Below are 25,255 nucleotides of genomic sequence, written 5' to 3'. Positions count from 1 at the left end.
ATGTGCTTTGTAAACGGAAAAAATCCTAATTTATTGTCTCTAAGAGGGATATAACGATATTTGAGGAGTGAATGCCTATCTGCCCAATCTGGATGGTCTCCGTTTTATCGGATTCTGCTTCATTTTTTTTGCTCATGCTTTTTCGGGTGCCACCGAAGAGTCTACGGCTCAGTTCGGGGATATGCTCCGCGATCTTAATTACCTGGGTTTTGTCGGACTGGATTTTTTCTTTGTCCTTTCTTCTTTCCTGATCACCTATACTCTTTTGAATGAAGCGGAGAGAAGGAGCCGGGTAGACTTTAAGAAGTATTTTGTCCGGAGGGCACTTCGGATCTGGCCCTTGTATTTCCTCCTGATCGGTATGGGTTTTGCCGGACAGTGGATACTTGCCCGCTGGGGTATTGATTCGGAGCCGCTGCCATCTATAGGGTATTTTTTAAGCTTTACACTGAATTTCGGAATTATCAGCGATGGAACGCACTTCCTGTTTTTCCTGGTTTTTTTATGGTCAGTTTGTGTGGAGGAACAGTTCTATATTTTTTGGGGAGCGGTACTTACCTGGATGCGAAATCACCTGCTGAAAATTTGCCTCCTGCTGATCTTCGTTTCTCTTTTTTTCCGTTGGTATTTTTCCGATCGTTCCGAAATGCTGATGTTTCATACGGTGAGCTTACTGGGAAACTTTGGGGTGGGAGGGATCCTGGCATTGGCCGCGGTCCGGCGTAACGAATTGTTTGAGAATCTTGCCTCGCTGAAGCGTTCTACCTGGTTTCTGGTCTATACCTTGCTGGTGCTGAATTTATTTTTTTATCACCGTTTATACGACAGCGCGCTGGGTATTCTCTTTGAGCGGTTCTTCCTCTCCATTTTGTTCGCGCTCATCATCTTTGAACAGTGTTTCTCTCCTGATCGTCTTTTTAGTGCCGGTAGATTTGGGGTGGTGCGCTATCTGGGAAAGATCTCCTACGGACTTTATATGTACCACGGCGTGGTAATTACCCTGGTGTGGAAGGCTGCCTTTTGGTTCGGAGAATCAGAAGAACCGGTGGTAATGTTTTTATGGCGCCCTCTGTTGATCCTGACCTTAACCATCGGTCTGGCGGCGATTAGTTTTCATACCTTTGAAAGACCTTTTCTGAGATGGAAGGAAAAACTTTCAGCCTAAACGGATGTCATTTATACCAAATACATTAACCTCCCTGAACCTCCTGTGCGGATGCATTGGTATTGTGTTTGCATTTCAGGGAAATCTTGTTGTCTCATCCTGGCTGATCGGGTTGGCTTGTGTATTTGACTTTCTCGACGGCTTCACCGCCCGCTTACTGAATGCACCATCGGCCATTGGTAAGCAGCTGGACAGCCTAGCGGATATGGTAACTTTCGGTGTACTGCCCGGAGTAATCATGTTTCAGTTGATTTCTTTTACCCAGTTACCTGATCTGGTAGACAGTGCGATCAGCTTTGGCTCAAATCTCCTGGGGATCTCTGTGAAAGAGGAGCCGGAATTCAATGCGGCTATGCTGGCGCCTTTTGTTGCGTTTTTGATTCCGGTGTTTTCTGCCCTGAGACTGGCGAAATTCAATATTGATGAACGCCAAAGCGATGCCTTTATCGGATTGCCCACCCCTGCCAATGCATTGTTTATCGCCTCCTTCCCGCTAATCTATGGTGTGGAAGCAGCTGACCCAATCTCCGGTTCGGTGCTCAAAGGAATCCTTACCTCCATTTTCGGAGATCTGTTCCATGTGGATACCGGTGGAGGTATATGGCGCGAACTCGTAATCACCACTCCTGTGCTGATGGTCATCTGCGTGATTCAGAGCGTGCTGCTGGTGGCGCCACTGAAGCTGCTCGCCCTGAAATTTAAAAACTATAAATGGCAGGATAATGAGATTCGGTATATTCTGATCGCTGCCGTGGCCGCCTTGGTTATTTTCTTCGGATATACCGGCGTTCCTTTCGCCATTCTGGTATATATTCTTCTATCGGTCGTGAATAACTTTATTGAAAGTTAAAATTTTAATTCGGTCTATCTTTTAATTTTGCGTTATGAAATTTATAGCTCAAATTGACATTATGCCACACAAGGCGTTATTGGATCCTCAGGGGAAAGCCGTTACCTCCAGCATGAAGAATATTGGTTTAAATGAGATCGTCAATGTGCGGATCGGAAAACATATTTCTCTGGAATTAGATGCCCCAAACAAAGAGGAAGCGAGAAAAAAAGTTGAAGAGGCCTGCAAAAAACTTTTGGCAAATGCAATTATGGAATCTTACGAATTCGAATTAACCGAAGCCTGACAGCCTGCCCACTGCCTACTCTTTATAAATCTTCACCTCCGATTTTCCACCCTTCATCCAGCCCCTGTACATACCTGATGTATTGAATACCATCACCATATTTCCTTTTGTATCAATACCGATCAAACCACCTTCTCCTCCTGTTTCCTTCAATTTCTGATTCACCACTTCTTCAGCGGCCTTTTGAAGTGAATACCCTTTGTATTCCATCAGTGCCGAAACATCATACGCTACGATCTGACGGATAAAATATTCTCCATGGCCGGTGCAGGAAACAGCGCAGGTCTTATTATTAGCATAGGTGCCTGCGCCAATGATCGGCGCATCTCCCACACGCCCCCATTTTTTGTTTGTCATTCCCCCGGTACTGGTTCCGGCCGCAATATTTCCGTACTGATCCAGAGCTACACAGCCCACCGTACCGAATTTTTTATCATTGAACTCTATCTCTGAGGGATTCACATTGCCGGTTGTATCTGAATGATCCAATTGTATCTTTTCGCTTTCCCTTATCTTTTTAAGCTGGTCCATGCGCTTTTGGGTATGAAAGTAACTGGGATCTACAATCTGGTGGCCAAGCATTTTCGCAAACTCCTCTGCGCCCGTGCCTATCAACATTACATGTTGGCTTTTTTCCATCACACCTCTTGCGGTGGTAATCGGATTTTTGATCACCTTCACTCCGGCGATACTGCCTGCTTTCCCGGTTTTTCCGTCCATTACAGAGGCATCCATTTCACAAGTGCCGCTATGTGTAAATACAGAACCTTTTCCGGCATTAAACATGGAGTCGTCTTCCAAAACCCGAATGCTCATCTCTACGGCATCCATGGCCGTTCCTCCTTTCATCAATGTATCATATCCTGCCTTAAGCGCTTTCTCCAATCCCGCTTTATAAAGTTTCTCCAGCTCCGGAGTCATGTTCTCTTTTAAGATGGTTCCCGCGCCACCGTGGATCACCAGGGCAGGGGGGGATATTTTCTGCGATTTCATTGTAAAGGGGATTAGCAGGCATAAGTAGAGGAAAAATCTCATGCCCTAAAAATAGTATAATATGAAGAAAGCGCAATATCTTTATCAAAACTGAAAATCTATTTTAGCATCCTTTTTTAAATATAGGATTCAGGCGCGTTCCCGTCACGGGGTTCATTCGCCTTTTGTGTTTAATCTGGTAGAAAAGGTGTTGAATAATAATCAGCGCTACAACTGCTACTCGGCTATCGAGCAGATCCGCTGCAACATGATGAAAGACCAGCGGAAGATTCAGGTCACTGATTTTGGGACCGGTACTTCAGGAGCGCGTAGAATTGCAACAATTGCAAGAAGAGTTCGCAGAGCCGGAAAATACGGTGAACTCCTGTTTCGCCTTGCTGAATATTTTAAACCAAGGGTGATTCTGGAACTCGGTACCAGCCTGGGTATCTCCACTGCATACCTGGCTTCCTCCGGGGCTAAAGTGATCTCCCTGGAAGGCTGTCCTGAGACCGCCGGGATCGCGCGGCAAAACCTGAACGAGCTCGGATTAAATAATGTGGAGGTGAGGGTAGGGGATTTTTCAGAGACCTTGCCCGAGGTGTTGCGGACGCATCAACCAGAAATGGTTTTTTTCGACGGGAACCACCGGAAAGATCCCACCCTCCGCTATTTTCATTTATGTAAAGCGCAACGTGCACCCAGAACTGTTTTCATAGTTGACGATATCCACTGGTCACAGGAAATGTGTGAGGCCTGGGAGGAGATTCAGAGGGATCCTGAGGTCAAAGTTACGGTGGATCTTTTCTATATGGGATTGGTGTTCTTCGAGCCGGGATTGTCGAAGGAGGATTTTATCCTGAAGTACTGAGTATCTTTATATCCCTATATCCTTATACCCCAGCATCCCCTAATCCAGCCATTCATCCCAATCCTGTCTGAACGACTGACCTGCTCACTACCTTTACTCCGTGAATTCCATCATTGAAATATCACATATTTCCAAGATATACACCGTGGGTACGGAGACCATTCACGCCCTTCGGGATGTTTCTGTTACTATTAGCAAAAATGAATATGTTGCCCTCATGGGGCCCTCCGGTTCCGGTAAGTCTACTCTGATGAATATGCTGGGATGCCTGGACACTCCAACAGGTGGGGATTATATCCTCAACGGGAAGAATGTAGCCCGCATGCTGGATAATGAACTCGCGGAAGTCAGGAACAAAGAGATCGGTTTCGTATTCCAAACCTTTAATCTGCTACCCCGGATGAATGCGCTGGAGAATGTGACCCTGCCGCTGGTTTATGCCGGATTGCCTAAAAAGGAGAGAGAGGAACGGGGAAGGGAAGTGCTTACACAGGTGGGACTTTCAGACAGAATGCACCATAAACCGAATGAACTTTCAGGTGGTCAGCGGCAGCGGGTGGCCATTGCCCGTGCACTGGTCAATAAGCCTTCCATTATTCTGGCTGATGAGCCGACAGGAAATCTTGACTCAAGAACATCGATTGAAATCATGGCTTTGTTTGAAGAAATTCATGCCCTGGGAAATACCATTATTGTGGTTACCCATGAAGAGGATATAGCTCAGCATGCTCACCGGATTGTACGCCTGAAAGATGGGCTGGTAGACAGGGATGAAAAAAACCTGGCTATACGAAAAGTACACATTCCGGCCTGATTCCGGAAATTCCGTACTTTCATTTCATGAAATCGGTATTGATTCTATCCCTTCTGGTCTGCTCACCAGCTTGCTTTTTATCCCAATCCGTTATTGACGACCATTTCCGAATTGACCAGATCGGATACCGCCAGAATGCCCGAAAAGTAGCAGTGATCATAGAACCGCAAACAGGGTACAATGCTCCCTCTCCTTTCACTCCTGGTCCTGTCCTGGAAGTCAGGCGTGCCAGTGACAACCTGGTCGTGTTTTCCGGAAGCCCGGTTCCCTGGAACAACGGAAATACGCATACCCAGTCGGGCGACAAAGGCTGGTGGTTTGAATTTACCTCTGTAAATGTGCAGGGCGATTATTATGTCAATGATCCTTCCAGTAACAAACGATCATTTACATTTACCATAAATGATGATGTATATAACAATGCTTTAAAACATGCCATCAGAGCGCTCTACTATCAGCGCTGCGGCCTGCCAAAATCGGTGCCGTATGCTTCCTCCCAGCATACGGACAACACAGCCTGCCATGTGGGATCCATGCAGGATCTGAACTGCAGGGATGTTACACAGCCCAACAACACCGGACTGGAACGGGATCTCTCGGGTGGATGGCACGATGCAGGTGATTATAACAAGTACACCAATTTTTGTCATGCCACGGTTCACTATCTCCTTGATGCCTATGAACAGAATCCGGGAATTTTTCCGGATAACTACGGAATACCGGAAAGCGGAAACGGAATACCCGACATTCTCGATGAGATCCGTTGGGAGCTGGACTGGCTGATGAAAATGCAGGAGAGCAACGGGGGCGGACTTATGAAGGTATCTGCCCAGGGTTTTCCCAGCGCCAGCCCGCCCTCAGCGGATAATCCGCAGCGATTCTACGGCGGTGTGGCATCTTCCGCTACCCGTACGCTGGCAAGTATTTTCGCACACGCGGCGATCGTGTACGGCAGTATTCCGGCAACGCAAACCTATGGGGCCACACTGCTGAGCCGCGCCCAACTGGCATGGACATGGCTGCAGAATAATCCCGGCTTCTCCTCCTATGCCAATACAGGTTTTGGTAGTGCCAATCCGGAGATTTCCCAGTATGCACAGTCTGCCACATCCTTCACGGCAGCGGTTTATCTCTACGCGGCAACCGGCAATGTTACGTACCGGAGTTACGTGGATGCCAACTATTCATCCATTCAGCCTATCCAGTGGACCTACTGGTATCCGTTTGAATCTGCGTACCAGGATGCACTCCTGTATTACACCACCGTTCCGGGGGCTACGGTTTCCGTAGTGAATGCTATCAGGAATAACTGCAGCACTTCCGTTTCAGCCAATAATGGAGATCTGCTCCCTTCTGTTACTGCACAAACGGATCTGTACCGGGCATATATGAAGAATGCGGATTATGTATGGAATAACAATGAATTCAAGGCGGAAACCGGATCCATTTTCTGGAACATGATCGAATACAACATCAATTCGGCAAATCATCCTGCCTACCGGTATGCTGCAGAGGATTATATCCACTTTTTTCATGGAGTGAATGCCGTTAATTATTCCTTTCTGGTTAAAAGCGATGTGTACGGCGCCGATCGTCCGATCCGTGAGATCTATCACGGCTGGTTCGGAGATGCAACCGTGTACGACGGTTCGGCCGTACCATACATCGGACCGCCTCCCGGTTTTCTGACCTGCGGCATTAATCCCACCTACCAGCCGGACGGCTCTTATACCGGTCCGCCCATTTCACCTCCCATGAACCAGCCGGTGCAGAAGTCATATAAGGACTGGAATACTTCCTGGCCAGAGAATTCCTGGGAGGTTACAGAAGTGGGAATTTACACACAGGCTGCATATATCAAACTGATAAGCAAATTCGCAGATACAGTTTCCATAGTCACTTCTGCGCTTACTGTTCCCGCGGTGCAGGTGAAAACTTTCCCCAATCCGGGACCCGGCATTTTCAATGTGGAAACAGCAGAAGGAGATTATGAGGTAACAGTGTACAACGGATCAGGACAAATCGTTTTATTCCTTCATAGCCCTGCACAGATAGATCTGAGAGAATTTTCAGACGGATTATTTTTTGCTGTTTTTCGTTCACCCGGCGGAACGGTCTCATTTAAACTTCTGAACCAGTCATCAAACCGGTAAAGCAATCATTCAGCGTTATGAAAATTTACACAAAAACCGGCGATAAAGGAGATACTTCACTCATAGGTGGTGTGCGAGTGCCGAAATCGCATGCACGGATTGAAGCCTACGGTACGGTTGATGAACTGAATTCCTGGATCGGACTGATCCGCGACCAGAAGGAAGCTATGCCTTTCGGAAACATACTGGGGGAGATCCAGGATCGCCTGTTCACCATCGGATCAAGCCTTGCATCGGATCCTGAAAAAGCAAGAATGAAATTGCCGGATCTTGGTGAGGAGGATGTGAAGTTGCTGGAGAAGCAAATCGATGAGATGCTTTCAGGTCTTCCTGAAATGAAATCTTTTATTCTGCCTGGAGGCCACACAACGGTGTCGTATTGTCATATCGCACGCTGCGTTTGCCGCAGGGCGGAAAGGCTCAGTGTAGCGTTGGCGGCGGCTCATCCTGTGGAGAATATCATCATCACATACCTGAACCGCCTGTCTGATTACCTCTTTGTGCTGGCCCGGAGGATTTCGGCAGACACCGGGAGCCCTGAAATGCCCTGGAAGCCACGTTTATAGGCTGATTTTCAGTTACTTTTTCTTTCCTTGAATCTTTTTCCACAGGAGCTTTGATATGTGAGGCTAATTTCTACTTTTGCACGAATGTTGCACAAGGGCCCTGAGCGCGGAGGAGAGCAAAGCAACCTTTTAGATTGAATTGCGTTTTACCTTAAAGCATCTCTAAGGAGGATAATTATGTACTGGACACTGGAACTTGCACAATACCTGGAAGACGCCCCGTGGCCTGCGACCAAAGAAGAGCTCATTGATTTTGCTCTTCGTACAGGCGCCCCTATGGAAGTGATCGAAAACCTTCAGGAAATTGAAGATGAAGGAGAGTCGTATGAATCCATTGAAGAAATCTGGCCTGATTATCCTACCAAAGAGGATTTCTTCTTCAATGAGGATGAATATTAGGAGTTTATAACTCCTTTTTTTTCTCCCGGGAGCCTGGCTTCCGGGAGTTTTTTTTATCTCTCCCTGTCAATTCGTCCTCCCCGGTCTTCCTGGCATCAATATTGACCCTTCCCTTCGGATCATGGCAAATAAAGTTTACTTTTGTTATCCTTTTCCCCCTGTGATACAACAGGATACAATTTAATGAATATGCTCGGATTCCTTTCCAAGATCTTCGGAAGCAAGTATGAGAGAGACTTGAAGTTGATCCGCCCCATGGTGGAGGAGATTCACCGGGCGTCCGAAAAGATAGCGAAGCTTAACCACGATGAACTGCGCAGTATGACGGCGAACTTCCGCAAGCGCATTTCCGAATACATTGAAATAGAAGAGAATGAAGTGAAACGGCTTCGAAAAGAAGCCGAAACAGCCGCAGATATTCCCACGAAAGAGCGATTGTTCTCGGAGGCGGAAAAACTGGACAAGGAGATTCTGAAGAAAATAGAGGAAAAGCTCGAAGAAATTCTTCCCGAAGCGTTTGCGGTGGTAAAGGAGACAGCGAAACGCTTAAAGGAGAATCCGGTTCTGGAAGTAAAAGCAACAGAGCTGGACAGGAACCTTGCGGTACGTAAAGGTTATGTACGGATCAGCGGTGATACGGCAGCCTGGCAAAATCACTGGATGGCAGCCGGCAATGAAGTCACCTGGGATATGGTGCATTACGATGTGCAGCTGATTGGCGGCATCGTGCTTCATCAGGGTAAAATTTCGGAGATGGCTACCGGAGAAGGAAAAACACTTGTAGCTACACTCCCGGTCTACCTGAACGCTCTCCCGGCACGCGGAGTGCATATAGTTACAGTGAATAATTACCTCTCCCGACGCGACTCAGAATGGAACGGACCTCTGTTCGAATACCTGGGCCTTACGGTGGATTGCATTGATATGCACGAACCGAATTCATCGGAACGACGTGCTGCTTATAACGCTGATATTACCTACGGAACAAATAATGAATTCGGATTCGACTACCTCCGCGACAATATGGCAAGGGAACTAGGAGATCTGGTTCAACGCAAACATCATTATGCCATTGTGGATGAGGTGGATTCCGTCCTTATTGATGATGCGCGTACTCCTCTGATTATTTCCGGTCCCACACCTCGTGGAGATAACCAGGAATTTCAGGCCTATAAGCCTAAAGTAGAAAAGTTGTTCAATGCTCAGCGGAATTATATCAATACGGCGCTGGCGGATGCGAAACGGCTGATTGCTGAAGGAAAGGCAGGAGAAAAGGAAGGAGAGGGAGGCATTGCCCTTTTGCGGGCTCATCGCGGACTTCCAAAGAATAAGGCACTCATCAAATTCCTTTCAGAGCAGGGAAACAGGGCGTTGCTGTTGAAAACGGAGAATCATTATATGGCGGAGCAGAACAAGCACATGCCGAAAGTGGATGCCGAGCTGTTTTTTGTGATCGATGAAAAGAATAATTCGGTTGAATTAACCGAGAAGGGAATTGAACTGATTACTTCCTCAACGGATGACCGGCACTTTTTTGTGCTTCCGGATGTGGGAGCCATTATCGCGGAGATCGAGCGGGGAGCCGGTACAGAAGATGAAAAGCGGAAAAAGAAGGATGAACTTCTACGTGATTATTCGATCAAGTCCGAACGCGTGCATACCGTGCAGCAATTGCTCAAAGCATACGCACTGTTTGAAAAGGATGTGGATTATATTCTGGCAGACGGGAAGGTAAAGATCGTTGATGAACAGACCGGGCGTGTTCTGGAGGGAAGAAGGTATTCTGACGGATTGCATCAGGCGATTGAGGCCAAGGAAAATGTGAAGGTGGAGGCAGCCACACAAACCTATGCAACCATTACGCTGCAGAATTATTTCCGCATGTATCACAAGCTGGCCGGTATGACCGGTACGGCCGAAACAGAGGCACAGGAGTTTTGGAACATTTATAAGTTGGATGTAGTAGTCATCCCAACTAACCGCAATATTTCCCGGAAAGATCATAATGACCTGATCTATAAAACAAAGAGGGAAAAGTACACTGCGGTTATCGAGGAGATCGTAAAGTGTGTGAACGCAGGCCGGCCGGTGCTGGTGGGAACAACCTCTGTAGAAATTTCGGAGTTGTTGAGCAAGATGCTCACCATGCGAAAAATAAGACACAATGTTCTGAATGCGAAACTTCATCAGAAGGAGGCAGAGATTGTTCAGGAAGCCGGAAAGGCCGGTACCGTTACTATTGCCACAAATATGGCCGGAAGGGGAACAGATATTAAACTGGGACCTGGAGTTAGGGAGGCGGGCGGATTGGCTATTGTTGGTACGGAGCGCCACGAGTCGCGGCGCGTAGACCGCCAGCTTCGCGGGCGGGCCGGCCGTCAGGGTGATCCGGGTTCCTCCCAGTTCTTCGTTTCAATGGAAGATGATCTGATGCGCCTCTTCGGTTCGGAAAGAATTACAAAAATGATGGACCGCGTAGGATACAAGGAAGGCGACGTGATCCAAAGCGGCATGATCTCAGGTTCTATTGAGCGTGCTCAGAAAAAAGTTGAGGAAAACAATTTTGGAATCCGGAAACGCCTGATCGAGTACGACGACGTAATGAATGCCCAGCGCGATGTAATATATACGAAGCGGAGAAACGCACTCTTTGGAGATAAGCTGGCCATTGACATTTCGAACACCTTCTATGATGTGAGCCAACTCGTAGTCAGCGATCATCATGAAGTGAAAGACTACCCTAATTTTAATCTGGACCTGATCCGGACCTTATCCGTTGAGTCGCCAGTGAGCGAAGAAGATTTCAATAGATTGGGAACCGATCAGATTACAGCCGAGGTGTTTTCTAAAGCAGAAACGCACTATGCCGAACAGGCGAATGCACTCAGTTCCAGGGCATGGCCGGTAATCAAAAATGTGTATGAAACACAAGGACAGCAGTTCGAGAATATTGTAGTGCCTATTACAGACGGTATCAAAACCCTGCAGCTCGTTGCAAACCTCAAAAAGGCCTATGAAACACAAGGCGCCAGCATATCGCTGGAAATGACAAAATCTGTTGTGCTGGCCATGATAGACGATTCCTGGAAGGAGCACCTCAGGGAAATGGATGATCTTAAAACCAGCGTGCAAAACGCAGTTTACGAACAGAAAGATCCGCTGCTGATCTATAAATTCGAAAGCTTTAACCTGTTTAATCAGATGCTTTCCCGTACAAACCGGGAAGTGGTTTCTTTCCTGAGCAAGTGTGCCATTCAGGGAGAGAATAATCAGCAGATGCGGCAGGCTCCGCAGCAACGACAGTCGCAACCCAAGTTGCAGACCTCCCGTACGGAGCGAGCCGGACCCGGACCGCAGAGCCAGCCGCAAGCCAATCAGACTCCTGAAAAGCGGCAACCCATCATTGCGGAAAAAACAGTAGGAAGAAATGATCCATGTCCCTGTGGCTCAGGTAAAAAATACAAGAATTGCCATGGTGCTTAGATTTATTCCGGAGTTTTAGTAAATTCGACTCAAAACAGTCCCATGAAAACCACTTTGCTGCATCTTTTTGTTATTATGGTTTATACCATGAGTGCCCAAACAGTAACCTTTAAAGCCGGAACAGGCGATAAGGAACTCGATGTTCAGTTGAATGAACTCAACGCCAGTGCAAAGCTGGACATGAAAGCCTTTAAGGTAGAAATGAACACCAGTTTCAACTGCGGGAATCAGCTGATAGACGAACTGATGGTGAAGATGGGAGGTAACCCGGCGGATGTATTTATGTTATTGCAGATTGCACAACAAATGAATAAATCACATGATGCGATCCTTGCCTCATTCAACCGTCACAAGGGTAAAGGAGGATGGGGAGCAGTAGCAAAGGAGATGGGGATCAAGCCCGGTTCTCCGGAGTTTCATGCCTTGAAGAACAGCGCAAAGGGAAAAAATGGCAAGATGAAAGGAAAGAAAGCGAACAACGATTCTAAAGGTGGCGGTGGCGGGAACAACGGTAAAGGGAAAGGAAAGAAGTAAAATTAATACTGCATCAATCCTCTGATTTATTTCTTCAACAGTCGGGTATGATAGAACATTCCTTCGGAGGTTTGTACTCGGATGATGTAAATACCATTTTCAAGGAATGTGCAGGATAAAGTAGTCTGATCCCGCTTTTCAATCAGTAGTTTGCCATTTACATCGAAAATCATAACCGTAAATCCTGTTTGTTTTCCTGGAATAGAAAGAGTGAATTGATCTCCGGCCGGATTGGGATATACATTCAGAACAGGCTCCATGACCAATTCGCTGACCCCTGTAGCACTTGGCTGCACAACCAGGGGACAAAGAAAATCCCTGATTGCCCAAACGGTTGAATCCATATAGGCAGTACTGCTGGTAAACGGAACGTGATCCTGTCCCCACCATGGATAAAAAGTGTTGGGAACTCCTACATTGTTCGCGCGGAGTTCGAGTGAAGCGCTTCCGTCAACGATCATAACCGGGAAGGAAAGAACATAGATCATCGCGGTTCCAAAGGGAACGGTCGCGTCCTGATTCCCGTGCATGCTCAACAGGGGTGGATCTCCGCTTACGAGCCAGGATGAATCGCCCAGCGCACCGCAAAGGTTGATCACCGCATTCACCTTGTGAGAATATCCCGGATTTCCACTATTGCCCTCCAAGCCTCCGATGGTGGAAAGATTGATCCATGTTGGCACCTCGGATACCTGATCGAGATAGGCGAGATGCAATCCCATAAATGCTCCCGCTGATACTCCACCGGCAAATACATAATTGGGGTGCGTTTTATAGAGGTTCGCGCCCATTGCGTCCTGCCGGAAAAACCGAACGGCTGCTTTCATATCCTGGGTAGCACGTACTACGGCTTTTGTGGCGTTGATGGAGTCAATCGGGAAACCAATACCGAGTCTGTAACTAATAGAAACAGCTACATATCCCATCTTAGCCAGCCGGGTACAAAGGGTAACAACGTCCGGAGAGGTACGGCTGCCTGAGATAAAACTTCCGCCATGGGCCAGTACAATCAGGGGCTTGTGTGAAACAGTATCTCCGGCGGGCGAATAAATATCCAGCTGCAGCACCTGGTTGGTGTTATTGATATTCATTGCCTGCCCGTAGCTGATGTTGGAAGTGGTGACTACATTGGAAAAAATCTCGTTACAGTACCTTCCGCCGCTGGTGTCAGGTAAAAGCCAGGTTTGAGCAAAAGCAGAAACAGTGCTGCAAGCAAAAAAGAGCGTAAATATTTTTTTCATAATAGGTGATTATTGGGACCAATGTAATCAATCCGGTTCGACTTTAAAAAACTAATAGACCAAAGGCTTTCCCGTGACTGCCAACTTCCCACTTCCCACTATTACCTACCACTTCACTTCCAGTCCGAATCCCGGAACGAATGCCCTGCTTTTGAATGTTCCCCCGAATTGTGTCTCTATGTTGGTATCGGTCCGTTCCTGACCTTCTATATACAGGAAAGAAAGGTCCAGATTTACCTTTTGTCCCATTTTGATCGTTGCGCCGCAGGTTATTCCTGTTTTATCTGCGTCTGGCGTTTCAGGGGTCAGGTAACCGTCAGGTACGGGTGTCATATCGTAATAAGCACCCATACGCAGTGCATGACCATTCTTTATCTTCCATTCAGCTCCTACCCGGAAAATATAGGAGTTATGATACATCCTCGCAGAAGAGATATCCTTTAGTTTATCTGTGTTTTCTTCAAAATCAATACGAAGTGAATCATAGGTTCTCCAGGCCACATAATTCATATCGGCGGCAAAGCTCCAGGCACTATCCGCCCGCCAGCCAAATCCTGCTGTAACTACCGGCGGAAGGGTAAGTGAGGTCCGGAAAGTGGTAGCAGGAAAATACTCTTCCAGTGAAGAGGGCACTTCGAAGGAGGCCGAACCGTTTTTTACTTCCACTTTTACGGCTGAGCGGAGATTGATGCCGGCAGTGAGGGAAGGAGTGAGGCGGTAAAAAAAGCCTACGTTCATTCCGAAACCACGGGCCGCTCCGTCCAGTGTCCCTTCGCCGTAATTGCCGGAACTGTCCTGCACAGGAACACCCTTCCGCAAACCAAATCCTCCGGTAGCATAGATTACTCCCAGCCCGACTCCCATTTTATCGTCAATCCGGTAAGAAATGGTGGGCTGGATGAATATCGTTTTCAGATTGATTTCCCGAATCAGAAATTGTCCCTTCCAGTCAGAAGGCCATTCGGAACGACTCCCAAAGGGGGTATAAACGGCCAGTCCGAGCATAAAATGATGCTGAGGTTTTAATTTAAAAGCTGCATAGAGACTGAAAGGGGTTCCTACATGCAATTCGTTTTGCGCGGTGTAATCTCCGGGCCAGGGTTCACGGTAGGCGATCTTCGGGATAATAAAACTGGATCCAAAAATGATACTATTCACAGAATCCATGAAGGCCAGGGCGCCCGGATTGAACAACAGCGCTGAGGCATCCCTTGCTGAACCGGTGCCTGTATGACCCATACCGGTCGCTTTTTGACCTTGCAGGTTGACCTGGAAACCTCCGGCAAATACTGCATTGCATCCTGCCAGCATACTGAGCAGGAAAGTGAATGTTTTTCCCTTAAAGGACATTTCCAAATGTAGAGATATTTCCGGCTTTTCAGTTGCCTTGCCTGCTCAGACCATACCCGAGGCTTTCGTCGAGTTCCAGGATGGAAGCAATGGCTAACTGGGAATAATTCTGGGAGGAATTTCCAAATGCCCCTGCGCGTGTATTCCAGAGCGTTTTTATAAGTTCCATGCTGCCAACTTCCGGATTGATAACAGCCAGCGCTTTTTCCACATTGCCTGCGCCGGCATGATAAACATGAAGCACCAGCAGCCGGTACCAAAGGTCTGTTTCACACCAGGCAATGCCCCTTTTTTCCAGCATTGCATTCGTGTAGGGAATGCAGATGGTGCGGATCAGCTTGGAGGCAGCCCAGGCCGATTTGTCAAAATCCTTCCGCTCGTCCACGTGCTTATTTACTTTAAGTCCCATGTGCTGTGCCACCCTGCGCATCAGCTGAAACGGGCCATATGCCCCGGCAGTGGATTTTTGCAGGCGTCCAGGACTTTCAATCAGCAGAATGGCCTGAGCATAAAAAGGATCTACACCGTTTTCCTCAAATATCTCTATACCCCGGTGTATTTCGGGTGCTACCGTCTCGATAAGGTAAAAATTTGATTTGCCTTTGGTGAATAGGACCCTTTCCGTGGAATCAGTACCGAGTGCTTTCCGTACACTGTCGCGGTACGATTTAAGCCGGCTGTCAGAGTATTGTTCCCACTTTTTAACCGGAATCACTTCTACGATCCGTCGGTCATGCCCCAGGCAAACGATCCCCGAATCAGGTGATAAACGGATCAGTCTTCTCCAGAAGTGGGTTTGTGTGAGGGTATCCACCCCTTCCAGAAAGAGGTCTGTATTGTTGATAAAATACCGGTCGGTATTATTCAGGGGCACGGTTACCTTCCCATAGTCAATGCGAAGGGTGTCGGTTCCGGGCGGGACTGCCCACCCGGCGGTTGCAATGAAAGAAAGAAGATGAATGGTCCACCTCATTGGCATGCTGCTAATTTACAACGAAGAAAGGGGGATAAGGTTTCAAACAGAGGGCTTTATCCACCCCCGGATGTTGAATAGCATGAAAATCAGGCATAAAGCTATGGTAAGAAATCATGATTTTTGGCAAGGTTTTTAATGCATGGAGGTATCAGAAATAATTAAATTTGCCGAAACCACATTTAACCCCGTATGAAACTTAAAAATTTACTGGTTGGTATCGTTCTGACCTTACTGGGAGGCTCACTCCTTGCACAGCCCCCCGCTAAGGGGCTTGACTCAAAGTATATTGCTGCGAACTATTACAAGGGTGTTGTCAAGATACTCCTGGTGGATTCAGCGATTGAAAAGTCTAACCCTTCCAAGCCTGGTTCTGGTTATATCGGGCGCGGATCAGGATTCTTTGTTACAGAGGATGGGGTAATTTTTACCAACCGGCACGTGGTAGAGTACTGCGTGAAGGGCTATATTGACTATGATTATAAAGATGAGACCGGAACCACCCGGAGTGCTGTGGATCCTTACTCCGATGAGTTGGTGAACAGTCCGGGCTTTGTGAAAGCCTACCGCACGGGTTATACCACCCCGATTGTGCAGGTTTACCACGGAAAAGGGGAAGCAGACTATACGCTTTATGTAGCGAAAGTACTTACGATGGGTACCGGATCGTTTGACGGAGCAGTCCTGAAAATTGTTTCCGACATTAAAGGACAGCCGGTTTACACTAAATTCTTCCCGCTTCCAATCGGTAATTCAGATGCAGCTCAGCAGGGAGAAGATCTCTGTGTATTTGGATTTCCTGCCCAGTACGACGGGGAATTTGATACACATAAAAAAGATATGAGTACACTCACTTTCGGTAAATTCTCCGGACTTGATTATGTATTCAACAAGGATTACGGATACATTAAGACAGATGCCCAGATCAACGGCGGAAACAGCGGCGGACCGGTATTCAACGAATCCAATAAGGTGATCGGTATCGCGACCGCTGTAGGTAACAAGACCGGTATCGGCCTGGTGGGAGGTGTTAATGGCATGTATTATATCGTGGCGCCTAAGTCCGATATTTTGACAAAACTCACAGTTAAGGGCCTGACCATTCCCAAGAACGCAGGCTCTATCAACACGATTATGGGTGACCGGCTTCCAATCAAGGATGCCAGCCAGCTGGGCGGCGGAAACTCAAATTATTCCAATAACAATAACAAAAACAGCAACAATAATTCGGGGAGCGATGACCCTTATACCAAATCAAAGGTTTCCATCAATCTCGGTTTAAATGAAGAAACCGGAAGTTTGGGAGAAGAGGTTACCTCTGTTGATATTTCCCCGAACGGCTCTTATGTGTGGGTAGTGGTAACCAACAAGCCCAATACACTTAATTCCCTGGGTTTGATCATGGATGTTTACACTAAGGATGGAGGAGACTATAAACTGCTCGAAACAAAGGAATATGACCTTTCCAAAACGTCCCTGCAAACCACTTACTTCAAATACTCTATATATAAAGCAGGGGATTATAAGTTTAAGATCTATAACAAGGAAAGTAAATGGATCAACGATGCCTTCCTGAGCGTTGATGTCACAGGGGGAGATAATAATAAGAATGGCGGGAAAGATGACCCGTATTCTGAGTCTGAGGTGTATGTTTCTCTCGGGCTTAACGAAAACACCGGATACCTCGGGGAAAAGACGGATGCGGTTGATATCAATGCAAACAAAGGCAGTTACGTGTGGATTGTGGTAACCAACAAGCCGAATACGCTGAATACCCTGGGGTTGATCATGGATATTTATCGTAAAGATGGCGGTGATTACAAGCTATATGAAACTAAGGAGTACGATCTCTCCAAAAAGACGCTGCAAACAACGTATTTTAAATATTCTATCTATAAAAAGGGAGATTACAAGTTCAAAGTGTACTCCAAGGAGAGTAAATTTATTAATCAGGCCTTGCTCAACGTAGGCTATCAGTAAAACACCACTGCAAATTTGGAAACCCTGGTCGGAAGACCGGGGTTTTTTTATTTCAGGGAATCCGGAATAGTACAGACAGGTATAGGTTCCATCTTGTGACGGTTCCGGTTATGATAGTCGCTGTAGATCTTCAACACCCGTTTCTGTCTTTCGCTGAGATCTAGGACCTGCTCAGCGTTCCGTATATACTTCATGGCCCATTCCAGTTCATCGTACGATGCACCGATCTGGTCTTCATCTGACCGGCCATCGGCAAAAAGTCCGTCTGTAGGGGCAGCGTTAATAATGGATACCGCGATGCCAAGATGCCGTGCAAGTTCGCGGACTTCAGATTTCATAAGGTCAGCAATTGGGCTAAGATCCACACCTCCGTCTCCGTACTTGGTAAAGAATCCTACCCCAAAATCTTCCACTTTATTTCCGGTTCCTGCAACCAGTAGTTTGTAATGACATGCAAAAGCATAAAGCGTGGCCATTCGCAAACGGGCGCGTGTATTGGCCATGGTGAGCTGATCCTGGATCTCCCTTGGAAATTTATTTTCTATGGATGAAAAAGATTCGCTCAGATCCACTTCCTCCGAACGTACATTTTTAAAGCGAGATTCCAGCCAGTGGATATGTTCCTTCGCTCTTTCATATTCTGCCCGGTGCTGCCGGATAGGCATCCCAATCACAAGGGTCTCAGCACCGGTGAGCGCACAAAGTGTGGAAGTAAGTGCCGAATCAATTCCCCCGGAGATTCCCACAACAAAACCTTGTGTTCGTGCCCCTTCACAGTAGTGGCGAAGCCAGCTGACAATATGTTCCGTGATTTCCCGGTGTTGCATAAAAAAACCCCATCTGCATCAGGCAGACGGGGTAAAAATAGAGATAATTATTTGTTAGAACAGGATACCAACTGTAAGCCCTACGTTCCGAGAGAAAAACTTCTGCTCCAGTGCTGTGGGAGGTGCGGCATCGTTCAGGAGTTGTTTAGAGTCGCGTCGCACCGTATTCATGAACCCCTGGGTGTAATTGATACCGAAAAGGATCGAGGTGTTGCCCGACATGTTGTATTCCGCTCCACCCCCGATGGTAAGCCCCACATTCATAAAACCCATGTCGTTGGAAATGTCCAGTGCCGTGTTCTCCGTTTCATTGCCAAAACCGGTCATTGTGTATGCATTCACCTTGTCATCGCAGCGGCCTTTGAGTTTAATGGAAAGCGGGAAGCCAAACTGACCAAAATACGTCATCATTCCTACCTCTTTTGTGCGCAAACGTAGCGTCAGCGGAAGGGTGACATAAGTGGTGCGGTATTTTCTTTCATTGAGTTTATAGGCGGTGAGCTGCGCGAGCTGACCGGTGGTGTCCTCAATGGCGATAATCTCTCCGTCCTTATTGGCAAAATAGCCCACGGTATCCTTAAAATGGATTCTGCCTCCATCATAATCAACCTGCAGTCCGGTGGATAACCAGGCGGATCCTGCCAGTTTGAATTCAGTCATTAATCCATAACCGAATTTCAGGTTGGTTCCGGCACTTTCGAATTTCTTGGCATCTTCCGGCTTGTACCAGTTGATGGAAGGAACGGCTTTTAATCCGAATTTAAAGGACTTATCGTCGTCCTGAGCGAAAGCAGGACGGATAAAGAACGCAGTCAGCAGTAAAATAACAGCTTTGGTTTTCATGATGTTTCGTGTTTAATGTTACAAACCTAATTTATTTTTTTGATTCGTAGTCCGGGAGTTTTCAAAAACCACGGTGCCGGGCTGTTTGTAACAAATAAAATGCCATCTCCGGCAGGGGGCGTTTATTTGATAATTTTACCTTCATGCGAAAAGCGTTTCTCCTGAGCCTGTTGCCTCTTCTTTGCTCCTGCGGAGGCGATGTGTTCGACCCGGATCTTGCCGGCGTGCCGGAGGTGAAGGTGAATATTAAACGTTTTGATGCAGATCTGTTTTCTATAGATACCGCTGCGATCGAAGAAAGTGTGTCGGGCCTGGAAGCCCGTTACGGCTCTTTTTTTGTGGGTTTTTGCGAAACAGTTGTCCTTGGCGGGAAAGTCAGAGATTCATCCTTTATCCCCACGCTGAAACTGTTCGTTTCCCATCCGGATATGCGGCAAATTTATAATGCTACAGGAAAGGTTTATCCGGATCTGTCAGGACTGGAGGAGCCGGTTTCGGACGTTTTCAGAAGATGGAAATATTATTTTCCGGAAACCAAATCCTTCCCTTCGGTTTATTCGATGGTAACAGGATTGAATCTGCCGATGAGCATCTCGGATAGTGCCGTAGGAATTGGTTTGGATATGTACCTGGGACGCGATCATGAGATATATGAACTTGCACAATTTGAAAAATACCGGAGGCGAAACATGACGCAACAGAATATCATACCCGATCTCATACGGGCAATGGGAATGTCCGCTGTTCCTGCTCCGGACGAATCTTCTGATTTACTCTCGGAAATGATTTACAATGGGAAAATCCAGTTTCTGATCGATCTGATGGCTCCTCGCCTTCCTGATACTCTGAAATTCGGATATTCCGCCCTTCAGTATAGCTGGTGCCTGGAAAATGAATCGAACGTGTGGGCATTCCTGGTAAAGGATCAGTTGGTGTTTACTACCGAATCCCAGCGCATTGCTCAGTTTATTAATGACGGCCCTTTTACGGCCGGACTAAATAAAACTTCTCCGGCCCGTAGCGGAATATGGATCGGCCACCGGATTGTGCGGTCCTGGATCCGTAAGTACGGCATAGAGAAGTTACATGAAATGCTTAAAACACCTGCCCGGAAATTGCTGGACGCATCCGGATATAAACCTTAATATCTTAGCATATGGCCGATGAATCTGAAATCAAATTCAAAGTACGACTGGATGAGAATAAGCTTCCCAGAGAGATTGGGTGGGAAGCCTCTGACGCAGGCGAAGCCGGGACATGTAAATCGGTGATGATTGCCATGTGGGATGCCGGAGAGCAAAACACACTGCGAATGGATCTTTGGACCAGTGATATGCTGGTGGATGAAATGAAACAGTTTTTTCACCAGAACCTCCTCACCATGGCGGATTCGTTCCAGAGGGCTACCGGTGAAAAGGAAATGATGGATGAACTTAGAGCCTATTGCAACTACTTTGCGCAAAAAATGGATATTTTACCAAAAGGCCCCTTGAGCGGGCAACCGGATACGGAATCTAACGTCTGATAATCAAAGAATTATAGATTATTTGGATAAAACCGGGGTCTTTCTTACATTTGCTTGGCTAATACCCTGTTTTACAGGAAACTAAAAAAAACGCACATGAAGAGTCTTGCCTCTTTTATTTTGCTGCCCGCTTTCTTCCTTTCTCTCCCGGTGCAGGCTCAGATATTCTTCAATAACGGCGCTACTATATACACTGCACCGCAGTCTGTCATTCAGGTGAACGGCGGTATCGAGAATAACTCCTCTACTTCCAATGGAAACATTGACCACAACGGGACAATGAATGTGACCCTCAATAGCACGCTTCCGAATCCGGGTGATGTAACGTTAAATAATAATTCGACCTGGCAGGGCGACGGGATTACAAATGTGGAAGGTGATTGGGTTAATAACGCCATTTTTCAGCAGGATCTCAGTGATGTTCGACTGATGGCATCTACGATTCAGCAACGGATCATGGGAACCAACGTTACCACCTTTCACATATTACGCTGTCAGGGCACCGGAACAGGCGCTAACCGCATTAAACTCCATATGATCGATGCCAATGTGGATCACCTGCTTGATCTTACGGACCGCGAGTTATCTACTGATGTGTACGATATGAATGTGCTGAACCCTCAAACCAACGCAATCATTAATCTCACCCCTTCCATGAATCAAGAGGGGTTGGTTTCATCGCTGGCCCCCGGGGTGCTTTCGTGGGTTACGGATGATGACAGCGCGTATCTTTTTCCCGTGGGTTCCAGTACAGGTAATCTTCGCAGGTATCGTCCCGTGCAGATCGAACCTACTGCGGTTGCAAACAATACATGGAACGTTCGCATGATCAACTGGGATCCGGATTTTGATAACTATCCCCGTAACGTGAATGACGGCATTCCCTGTCTTGTTAACGATACGTTTTATCATTCGATCGTGCGTGTAGCGGGAACCACCTCGGCCGATCTTCTGATCGCATTTGACCCCACTGCTGATGGATTTTTCAACGGGATGGCACACTGGAGTCCGAATATCTGGACAGACATGAACTCTTCGACACAGGTCAATGCAGGCACGCTTTCGTTCTATTCCACTCTTAAACGGGTGAGCTGGCCTTTCGCGGATGCGGATGAGCCCTATGCCCTTACAGAACTGAAGCCGGGAGCGCCGTCCATCAATTGCCCCCAGAATGTCTGCGCAAACTCACTGGGTAATATTTTCACGGCCAACGGCAGCGGTAGTCAGTTTACCTGGACGGTCGGCAACGGAACCATAGTTTCCGGTCAGGGAACCGATTCCATCGTGGTATCCTGGACAGGCAATTCCGGATGGGTTTATGTTATTGAAAACTCTCCTTCCGGATGTCCATCACTTCCTGACTCTTGCTTTGTAACTGTTTCTCCCGCTCCGATTGCCGGTTTTGACACCAATGCGATCGGATATTACGAGCCCATCTATCAGTTCACGGATACCTCCAACGGAGCTACATCCTGGCAGTGGAACTTCGGCGACCCGGGTTCCGGAACAAATAATAATTCCAATAATCAGAACCCCAATCACCAGTTCTCAGGGGCCGGCACCTACATCGTGACCCTTATTGTGACCAATGCGGCGGGATGTACAGATACCATCACCACGATTATTGAAGTGGATACCATGCTCCTTATTCCGAACGTATTTACACCAAACGGCGACGGTCAGAATGATGAATTCTATATTCCTAATTCAGGGATGGAGAACTTCCATATTCAGATCTATAATCGGTGGGGAACCCTGCTGTTTGAAACTACCGCAGACGAGATTCGCTGGGATGGCAGAAGTACTTCAGGAATTCTGCTTTCAGACGGAACCTATTATTACATCCTGGATGCCGTGCTGAAAACCCAGTCTGGTCCTGTGGAAGTGAAACGTACCGGCTGGATACAATTACTTACCAAGAAGAAAACGTAGTCTTGAATACTAGATAGTAAAGCCCTGTGCGAGATCGCTCAGGGCTTTTTTGTTTTCGCGAGCTCTCCAATGTAATTCAGCAGATCTTCACGCCCGGATTGTTTCAGCGATGAGGTAATGAATATGCCCGGAAGGTCTTCCCACCAACGCAGCAGACGAGCTGTATAGTCTTTCAGGTTTTTTTCCAATTCTGTGCGAGAGAGTTTATCCGCTTTGGTGAAAACAATGGCAAAGGGAATTTCTTTTTCACCCAGCCATTTCATGAATTCAAGATCAATTGCTTGCAGGGGAAGCCGTACATCAATTAGTACGAAGAGGCAACGCAGTTGTTCTCGGTCCAGCAGGTAGGTGGTTATCACACCCTCGAAGGACTCCCGGATGGATTTTCCCGCCTTGGCGAAACCATACCCGGGAAGATCCGCCAGGTGAATCCGGTTGTTGATCCGGAACAGGTTTACCATACGGGTTTTCCCGGGAGTGCCGGAAGTGTGTGCCAGCTTTTTTCTGGCGCATAACATATTAATCAGTGAGGATTTTCCCACGTTGGACCTTCCGATGAAAGCGAATTCCGGATGCGGATCGGTTGGAAGATGTTGTATATCCGGAGAACCGGTAACAAACTCGGCACTGGTTACCGTAAATTTCATCGGGCGGTTGGTTGATACGATTTTACGTGCCGCTCCATTTTAGATTCATAAATGTCAGCGATTTTTACCATGATTCCCGTTTCTTCCACATCACCAAAGGCGTCGTTGATGGCCGTTCCGAATGTGCGCATGGTGGGAGATAGGTTCATGTAGGAATTGATCAGGGGAGGAATATTTTCTCCGCGCGACCGAACTTGCTGGTTAAGAACCGCGTGGGCCTCCTTGTAGGGCATTTCCTTTCTGAAAAGATCGCGAAAGACGCTGATATCTGTCTTGTAATGCTGGGGATTCCGCGCGCTCACCAAATGGTCAGGGTCCGGAAAGTAAAAGTTCATGAAATAAATGATCATGTCCCTTGCAACCGGGTTAAAATCAGGATACATGGTTACTTTACCAAAAAAGTAATCAATGTCCGGGTGGTCTATCACCAACGCACCAAGCCCGTCCCACAAATTATCCAACGAGAAAAGCCCTTTCCGGTTCTGACTGCTGGGCTGGTAGTGAGGCTGAACGAAGGAGCGTCCGAGTTCAATCATCTTCGGCAGAAACTCTTTCATAAACTTCGGGGAGTAATCGAGAAGGTGAGCGGTGGCCAGCCTCGGCGTTCCGTCAGGACGAATGATCACATCCTTGCCGTGAATAAACCGGTATCCCCCGACAATCTCAAGGTCAGCAGAATTCCAAACCAGCAGCTGTGAATACGCGCCCGGCCCCGTATCGTATTCGTCCAAATCACATTCCAGTCCCGTACCTCCGCCGGCATTGCGGAAAGTAACTTCACGCAGGCGGCCGATCTCCCGGAGAGTATTCGGAGCTGTTTCTTCCCGAATGATATATACCTCATTGCTGCCATTGTTTGTTTTCCGCACAAACGTTTTGGCATTAAGTTCTGACTGAAGCACCGCCGTCGGTACCGGTTCCATCACGGGTTTCATACAGGGGTAAAGCTACTAAAAAGACGGTTCACGGAACAGATCCGCGTCCGGGTCGGCAGGAAGCCGGTATACTAACTCTTTAACGGCCGCAGCCCAATACAGATCGGAGTGATCACGGCTGAATGACGATGCGGGCAGGGGTTTGCCGAAGCGGATATGTATTTTTTGTCCTTTCGATTTATACATTTCATGCACGAGAAACAGCATTTCAATGTTGGATTTGATTCCCAGCCGTTTTCTCCAGATAGCCAGGCGGTAGAAGAACATAGTGATTCTTCCGCTGATATGAACGGGAATAACAGGTATTCCGTATTGCCGGGACTTGGTAATAAAGCTTTTCTTCCATTCCAGGTCTCTTACTTCTCCTTCCTGCATTCTCGAAACGAGGCCGGCAGGAAAGATACAGATGAGATTCCCGGAGGAATAGCCTGCATCAATTTCCCGCAACAGATCTCCTGTGCTCTTTCCTACTTTATTCACGCCAAGCCATAATTCCTTGAGATTTTCCAGATTCATGAGAATATCGTTCACCAGAAACTTCAAATCCGTCCGGCGCGCTTCCACAGTCTGAAGTAAAGACATAGCATCCAAACCGCCCAGAGGATGATTGCAGGCAAGTACCACGCCACCCGTTTCAGGAATCCTTTCAAGGCCGTCGAAGGTGAGGGTTACATCAAAATGTTTTACCACGGCTTTCGCAAAGTCAAAATTCTGCTTGTCACGGTGTTCTCGTACAAAGTTGTTCAGGTCATTCTCATGAATCAGTTGGCTGATCCATGAAATAACAAAATTCGGAGTGACACGGTATAAGCCCGGATTCTTCTCGCGAAAGATCTTTTTAAGATCAATGAATTCCTTTCCGGTCGTACTCATTAGGTCAAAAGTAGCAAAAGGCGGTACGGGCAATGG

At 47.3% G+C, this 25,255-nt stretch carries 23 protein-coding genes; 14 read left to right on the top strand and 9 right to left on the bottom strand.

The genetic code is table 11. The features are described 5' to 3' along the window. Positions 1-67: 67 nt before the first annotated feature. From IT233_02205 to purS, 3 genes are read left to right on the top strand one after another with little or no spacing between them, the layout of a single operon-like run. Positions 68-1,165 carry an acyltransferase gene (locus IT233_02205; protein MCC7301431.1) on the top strand — a complete coding sequence of 366 codons (1,098 nt, stop codon included), beginning with the start codon at positions 68-70 and terminating at the stop codon, positions 1,163-1,165. 4 nt (positions 1,166-1,169) lie between these two features. Further along, the gene (locus IT233_02200) at positions 1,170-2,015 is read left to right on the top strand and encodes a CDP-alcohol phosphatidyltransferase family protein (protein ID MCC7301430.1); all 846 of its coding nucleotides are present in this window, start codon (positions 1,170-1,172) and stop codon (positions 2,013-2,015) included. 34 nt (positions 2,016-2,049) lie between these two features. After that, on the top strand, positions 2,050-2,301 hold the full coding sequence (purS, locus tag IT233_02195; GenBank protein ID MCC7301429.1) for a phosphoribosylformylglycinamidine synthase subunit PurS: 252 nt from the start codon (positions 2,050-2,052) through the stop codon (positions 2,299-2,301). Positions 2,302-2,316: 15 nt separating this feature from the next. Here the strand turns inward: purS and IT233_02190 are convergent, their stop codons facing one another. Beyond that, positions 2,317-3,336 carry an isoaspartyl peptidase/L-asparaginase gene (locus IT233_02190; GenBank protein ID MCC7301428.1) on the bottom strand — a complete coding sequence of 340 codons (1,020 nt, stop codon included), beginning with the start codon at positions 3,334-3,336 and terminating at the stop codon, positions 2,317-2,319. Positions 3,337-3,460: 124 nt separating this feature from the next. Between IT233_02190 and IT233_02185 the strand changes: the two genes are divergently transcribed. The 7 genes from IT233_02185 to IT233_02155 all read left to right on the top strand — a co-directional run bounded on the left by IT233_02185 (position 3,461) and on the right by IT233_02155 (position 12,093). Continuing rightward, a complete protein-coding gene (locus IT233_02185) occupies positions 3,461-4,144 on the top strand; it encodes a class I SAM-dependent methyltransferase (GenBank protein ID MCC7301427.1) in 684 nt (227 codons plus the stop codon). Positions 4,145-4,253: 109 nt separating this feature from the next. Next, positions 4,254-4,958: an ABC transporter ATP-binding protein gene (locus IT233_02180; protein ID MCC7301426.1), complete on the top strand. Its 705-nt coding sequence runs from the start codon at positions 4,254-4,256 to the stop codon at positions 4,956-4,958. Positions 4,959-4,984: 26 nt separating this feature from the next. Then, positions 4,985-7,111, top strand: a complete 2,127-nt coding sequence (locus tag IT233_02175) for a glycoside hydrolase family 9 protein (protein MCC7301425.1) — start codon at positions 4,985-4,987, stop codon at positions 7,109-7,111. 17 nt (positions 7,112-7,128) lie between these two features. After that, positions 7,129-7,677 (top strand): cob(I)yrinic acid a,c-diamide adenosyltransferase, encoded by a 549-nt coding sequence (locus tag IT233_02170; protein MCC7301424.1) that lies wholly within the window; start codon positions 7,129-7,131, stop codon positions 7,675-7,677. 177 nt (positions 7,678-7,854) lie between these two features. Beyond that, the gene (locus IT233_02165) at positions 7,855-8,076 is read left to right on the top strand and encodes a DUF2795 domain-containing protein (GenBank protein MCC7301423.1); all 222 of its coding nucleotides are present in this window, start codon (positions 7,855-7,857) and stop codon (positions 8,074-8,076) included. Between the two features lie 189 nt (positions 8,077-8,265). After that, a complete protein-coding gene (secA, locus tag IT233_02160) occupies positions 8,266-11,559 on the top strand; it encodes a preprotein translocase subunit SecA (protein ID MCC7301422.1) in 3,294 nt (1,097 codons plus the stop codon). Positions 11,560-11,601: 42 nt separating this feature from the next. Continuing rightward, positions 11,602-12,093 carry a hypothetical protein gene (locus IT233_02155; GenBank protein MCC7301421.1) on the top strand — a complete coding sequence of 164 codons (492 nt, stop codon included), beginning with the start codon at positions 11,602-11,604 and terminating at the stop codon, positions 12,091-12,093. 26 nt (positions 12,094-12,119) lie between these two features. Here IT233_02155 and IT233_02150 read toward each other — a convergent pair whose 3' ends face one another. The 3 genes from IT233_02150 to IT233_02140 all read right to left on the bottom strand — a co-directional run bounded on the left by IT233_02150 (position 12,120) and on the right by IT233_02140 (position 15,663). Further along, positions 12,120-13,334: a T9SS type A sorting domain-containing protein gene (locus tag IT233_02150; GenBank protein ID MCC7301420.1), complete on the bottom strand. Its 1,215-nt coding sequence runs from the start codon at positions 13,332-13,334 to the stop codon at positions 12,120-12,122. A 105-nt stretch (positions 13,335-13,439) separates the two neighbouring features. Beyond that, complete coding sequence (locus tag IT233_02145; protein MCC7301419.1) at positions 13,440-14,684, bottom strand: outer membrane protein transport protein; 1,245 nt, start codon at positions 14,682-14,684, stop codon at positions 13,440-13,442. 28 nt (positions 14,685-14,712) lie between these two features. Beyond that, a complete protein-coding gene (locus IT233_02140) occupies positions 14,713-15,663 on the bottom strand; it encodes a transglycosylase SLT domain-containing protein (protein ID MCC7301418.1) in 951 nt (316 codons plus the stop codon). 186 nt (positions 15,664-15,849) lie between these two features. Between IT233_02140 and IT233_02135 the strand changes: the two genes are divergently transcribed. Continuing rightward, positions 15,850-17,637: a trypsin-like peptidase domain-containing protein gene (locus IT233_02135; protein MCC7301417.1), complete on the top strand. Its 1,788-nt coding sequence runs from the start codon at positions 15,850-15,852 to the stop codon at positions 17,635-17,637. A 47-nt stretch (positions 17,638-17,684) separates the two neighbouring features. On the opposite strand, the gene nadE is transcribed toward IT233_02135, so the two are convergent. Further along, the gene (gene nadE / locus IT233_02130; GenBank protein ID MCC7301416.1) at positions 17,685-18,464 is read right to left on the bottom strand and encodes an NAD(+) synthase; all 780 of its coding nucleotides are present in this window, start codon (positions 18,462-18,464) and stop codon (positions 17,685-17,687) included. A gap of 54 nt (positions 18,465-18,518) precedes the next feature. Beyond that, entirely contained in the window at positions 18,519-19,307 is a 789-nt protein-coding gene (locus IT233_02125) for an outer membrane beta-barrel protein (protein MCC7301415.1), read from the bottom strand. A 143-nt stretch (positions 19,308-19,450) separates the two neighbouring features. On the opposite strand from IT233_02125, the gene IT233_02120 reads away from it, so the two are divergent. The 3 genes from IT233_02120 (at position 19,451) to IT233_02110 (ending at position 22,764) form a co-directional block, all read left to right on the top strand. After that, positions 19,451-20,452, top strand: a complete 1,002-nt coding sequence (locus IT233_02120) for a hypothetical protein (protein MCC7301414.1) — start codon at positions 19,451-19,453, stop codon at positions 20,450-20,452. An 11-nt stretch (positions 20,453-20,463) separates the two neighbouring features. Next, positions 20,464-20,832 (top strand): gliding motility protein GldC, encoded by a 369-nt coding sequence (gene gldC, locus IT233_02115; GenBank protein MCC7301413.1) that lies wholly within the window; start codon positions 20,464-20,466, stop codon positions 20,830-20,832. Between the two features lie 96 nt (positions 20,833-20,928). Then, complete coding sequence (locus IT233_02110; protein MCC7301412.1) at positions 20,929-22,764, top strand: gliding motility-associated C-terminal domain-containing protein; 1,836 nt, start codon at positions 20,929-20,931, stop codon at positions 22,762-22,764. Positions 22,765-22,802: 38 nt separating this feature from the next. On the opposite strand, the gene IT233_02105 is transcribed toward IT233_02110, so the two are convergent. From IT233_02105 to IT233_02095, 3 genes are read right to left on the bottom strand one after another with little or no spacing between them, the layout of a single operon-like run. Beyond that, complete coding sequence (locus IT233_02105; protein MCC7301411.1) at positions 22,803-23,411, bottom strand: YihA family ribosome biogenesis GTP-binding protein; 609 nt, start codon at positions 23,409-23,411, stop codon at positions 22,803-22,805. Further along, entirely contained in the window at positions 23,408-24,346 is a 939-nt protein-coding gene (locus tag IT233_02100) for a GNAT family N-acetyltransferase (GenBank protein MCC7301410.1), read from the bottom strand. Before IT233_02100 ends, IT233_02105 begins: the two co-directional genes overlap by 4 nt. 15 nt (positions 24,347-24,361) lie before the next feature. Beyond that, positions 24,362-25,219 (bottom strand): 1-acyl-sn-glycerol-3-phosphate acyltransferase, encoded by an 858-nt coding sequence (locus IT233_02095; GenBank protein ID MCC7301409.1) that lies wholly within the window; start codon positions 25,217-25,219, stop codon positions 24,362-24,364. Positions 25,220-25,255: the final 36 nt, after the last annotated feature.

The organism is Bacteroidia bacterium (assembly GCA_020852255.1).
Taxonomy (GTDB): Bacteria; Bacteroidota; Bacteroidia; order JADZBD01; family JADZBD01; genus JADZBD01.
The sequence above is the reverse complement of the archived record's forward strand: the minus strand, read 5'-3'. Positions and strand labels throughout refer to the sequence as shown.

Coding starts and splice junctions, on each gene's coding strand:
- IT233_02200 (MCC7301430.1), top strand. CDS start 1,170: ATGTCATTTATACCAAATACATTAACCTCCCTGAACCTCCTGTGCGGA.
- purS (MCC7301429.1), top strand. CDS start 2,050: ATGAAATTTATAGCTCAAATTGACATTATGCCACACAAGGCGTTATTG.
- IT233_02190 (MCC7301428.1), bottom strand. CDS start 3,336: ATGAGATTTTTCCTCTACTTATGCCTGCTAATCCCCTTTACAATGAAA.
- IT233_02175 (MCC7301425.1), top strand. CDS start 4,985: ATGAAATCGGTATTGATTCTATCCCTTCTGGTCTGCTCACCAGCTTGC.
- IT233_02170 (MCC7301424.1), top strand. CDS start 7,129: ATGAAAATTTACACAAAAACCGGCGATAAAGGAGATACTTCACTCATA.
- IT233_02165 (MCC7301423.1), top strand. CDS start 7,855: ATGTACTGGACACTGGAACTTGCACAATACCTGGAAGACGCCCCGTGG.
- secA (MCC7301422.1), top strand. CDS start 8,266: ATGCTCGGATTCCTTTCCAAGATCTTCGGAAGCAAGTATGAGAGAGAC.
- IT233_02155 (MCC7301421.1), top strand. CDS start 11,602: ATGAAAACCACTTTGCTGCATCTTTTTGTTATTATGGTTTATACCATG.
- IT233_02150 (MCC7301420.1), bottom strand. CDS start 13,334: ATGAAAAAAATATTTACGCTCTTTTTTGCTTGCAGCACTGTTTCTGCT.
- IT233_02145 (MCC7301419.1), bottom strand. CDS start 14,684: ATGTCCTTTAAGGGAAAAACATTCACTTTCCTGCTCAGTATGCTGGCA.
- IT233_02140 (MCC7301418.1), bottom strand. CDS start 15,663: ATGCCAATGAGGTGGACCATTCATCTTCTTTCTTTCATTGCAACCGCC.
- IT233_02135 (MCC7301417.1), top strand. CDS start 15,850: ATGAAACTTAAAAATTTACTGGTTGGTATCGTTCTGACCTTACTGGGA.
- nadE (MCC7301416.1), bottom strand. CDS start 18,464: ATGCAACACCGGGAAATCACGGAACATATTGTCAGCTGGCTTCGCCAC.
- IT233_02125 (MCC7301415.1), bottom strand. CDS start 19,307: ATGAAAACCAAAGCTGTTATTTTACTGCTGACTGCGTTCTTTATCCGT.
- IT233_02120 (MCC7301414.1), top strand. CDS start 19,451: ATGCGAAAAGCGTTTCTCCTGAGCCTGTTGCCTCTTCTTTGCTCCTGC.
- gldC (MCC7301413.1), top strand. CDS start 20,464: ATGGCCGATGAATCTGAAATCAAATTCAAAGTACGACTGGATGAGAAT.
- IT233_02110 (MCC7301412.1), top strand. CDS start 20,929: ATGAAGAGTCTTGCCTCTTTTATTTTGCTGCCCGCTTTCTTCCTTTCT.
- IT233_02105 (MCC7301411.1), bottom strand. CDS start 23,411: ATGAAATTTACGGTAACCAGTGCCGAGTTTGTTACCGGTTCTCCGGAT.
- IT233_02100 (MCC7301410.1), bottom strand. CDS start 24,346: ATGAAACCCGTGATGGAACCGGTACCGACGGCGGTGCTTCAGTCAGAA.
- IT233_02095 (MCC7301409.1), bottom strand. CDS start 25,219: ATGAGTACGACCGGAAAGGAATTCATTGATCTTAAAAAGATCTTTCGC.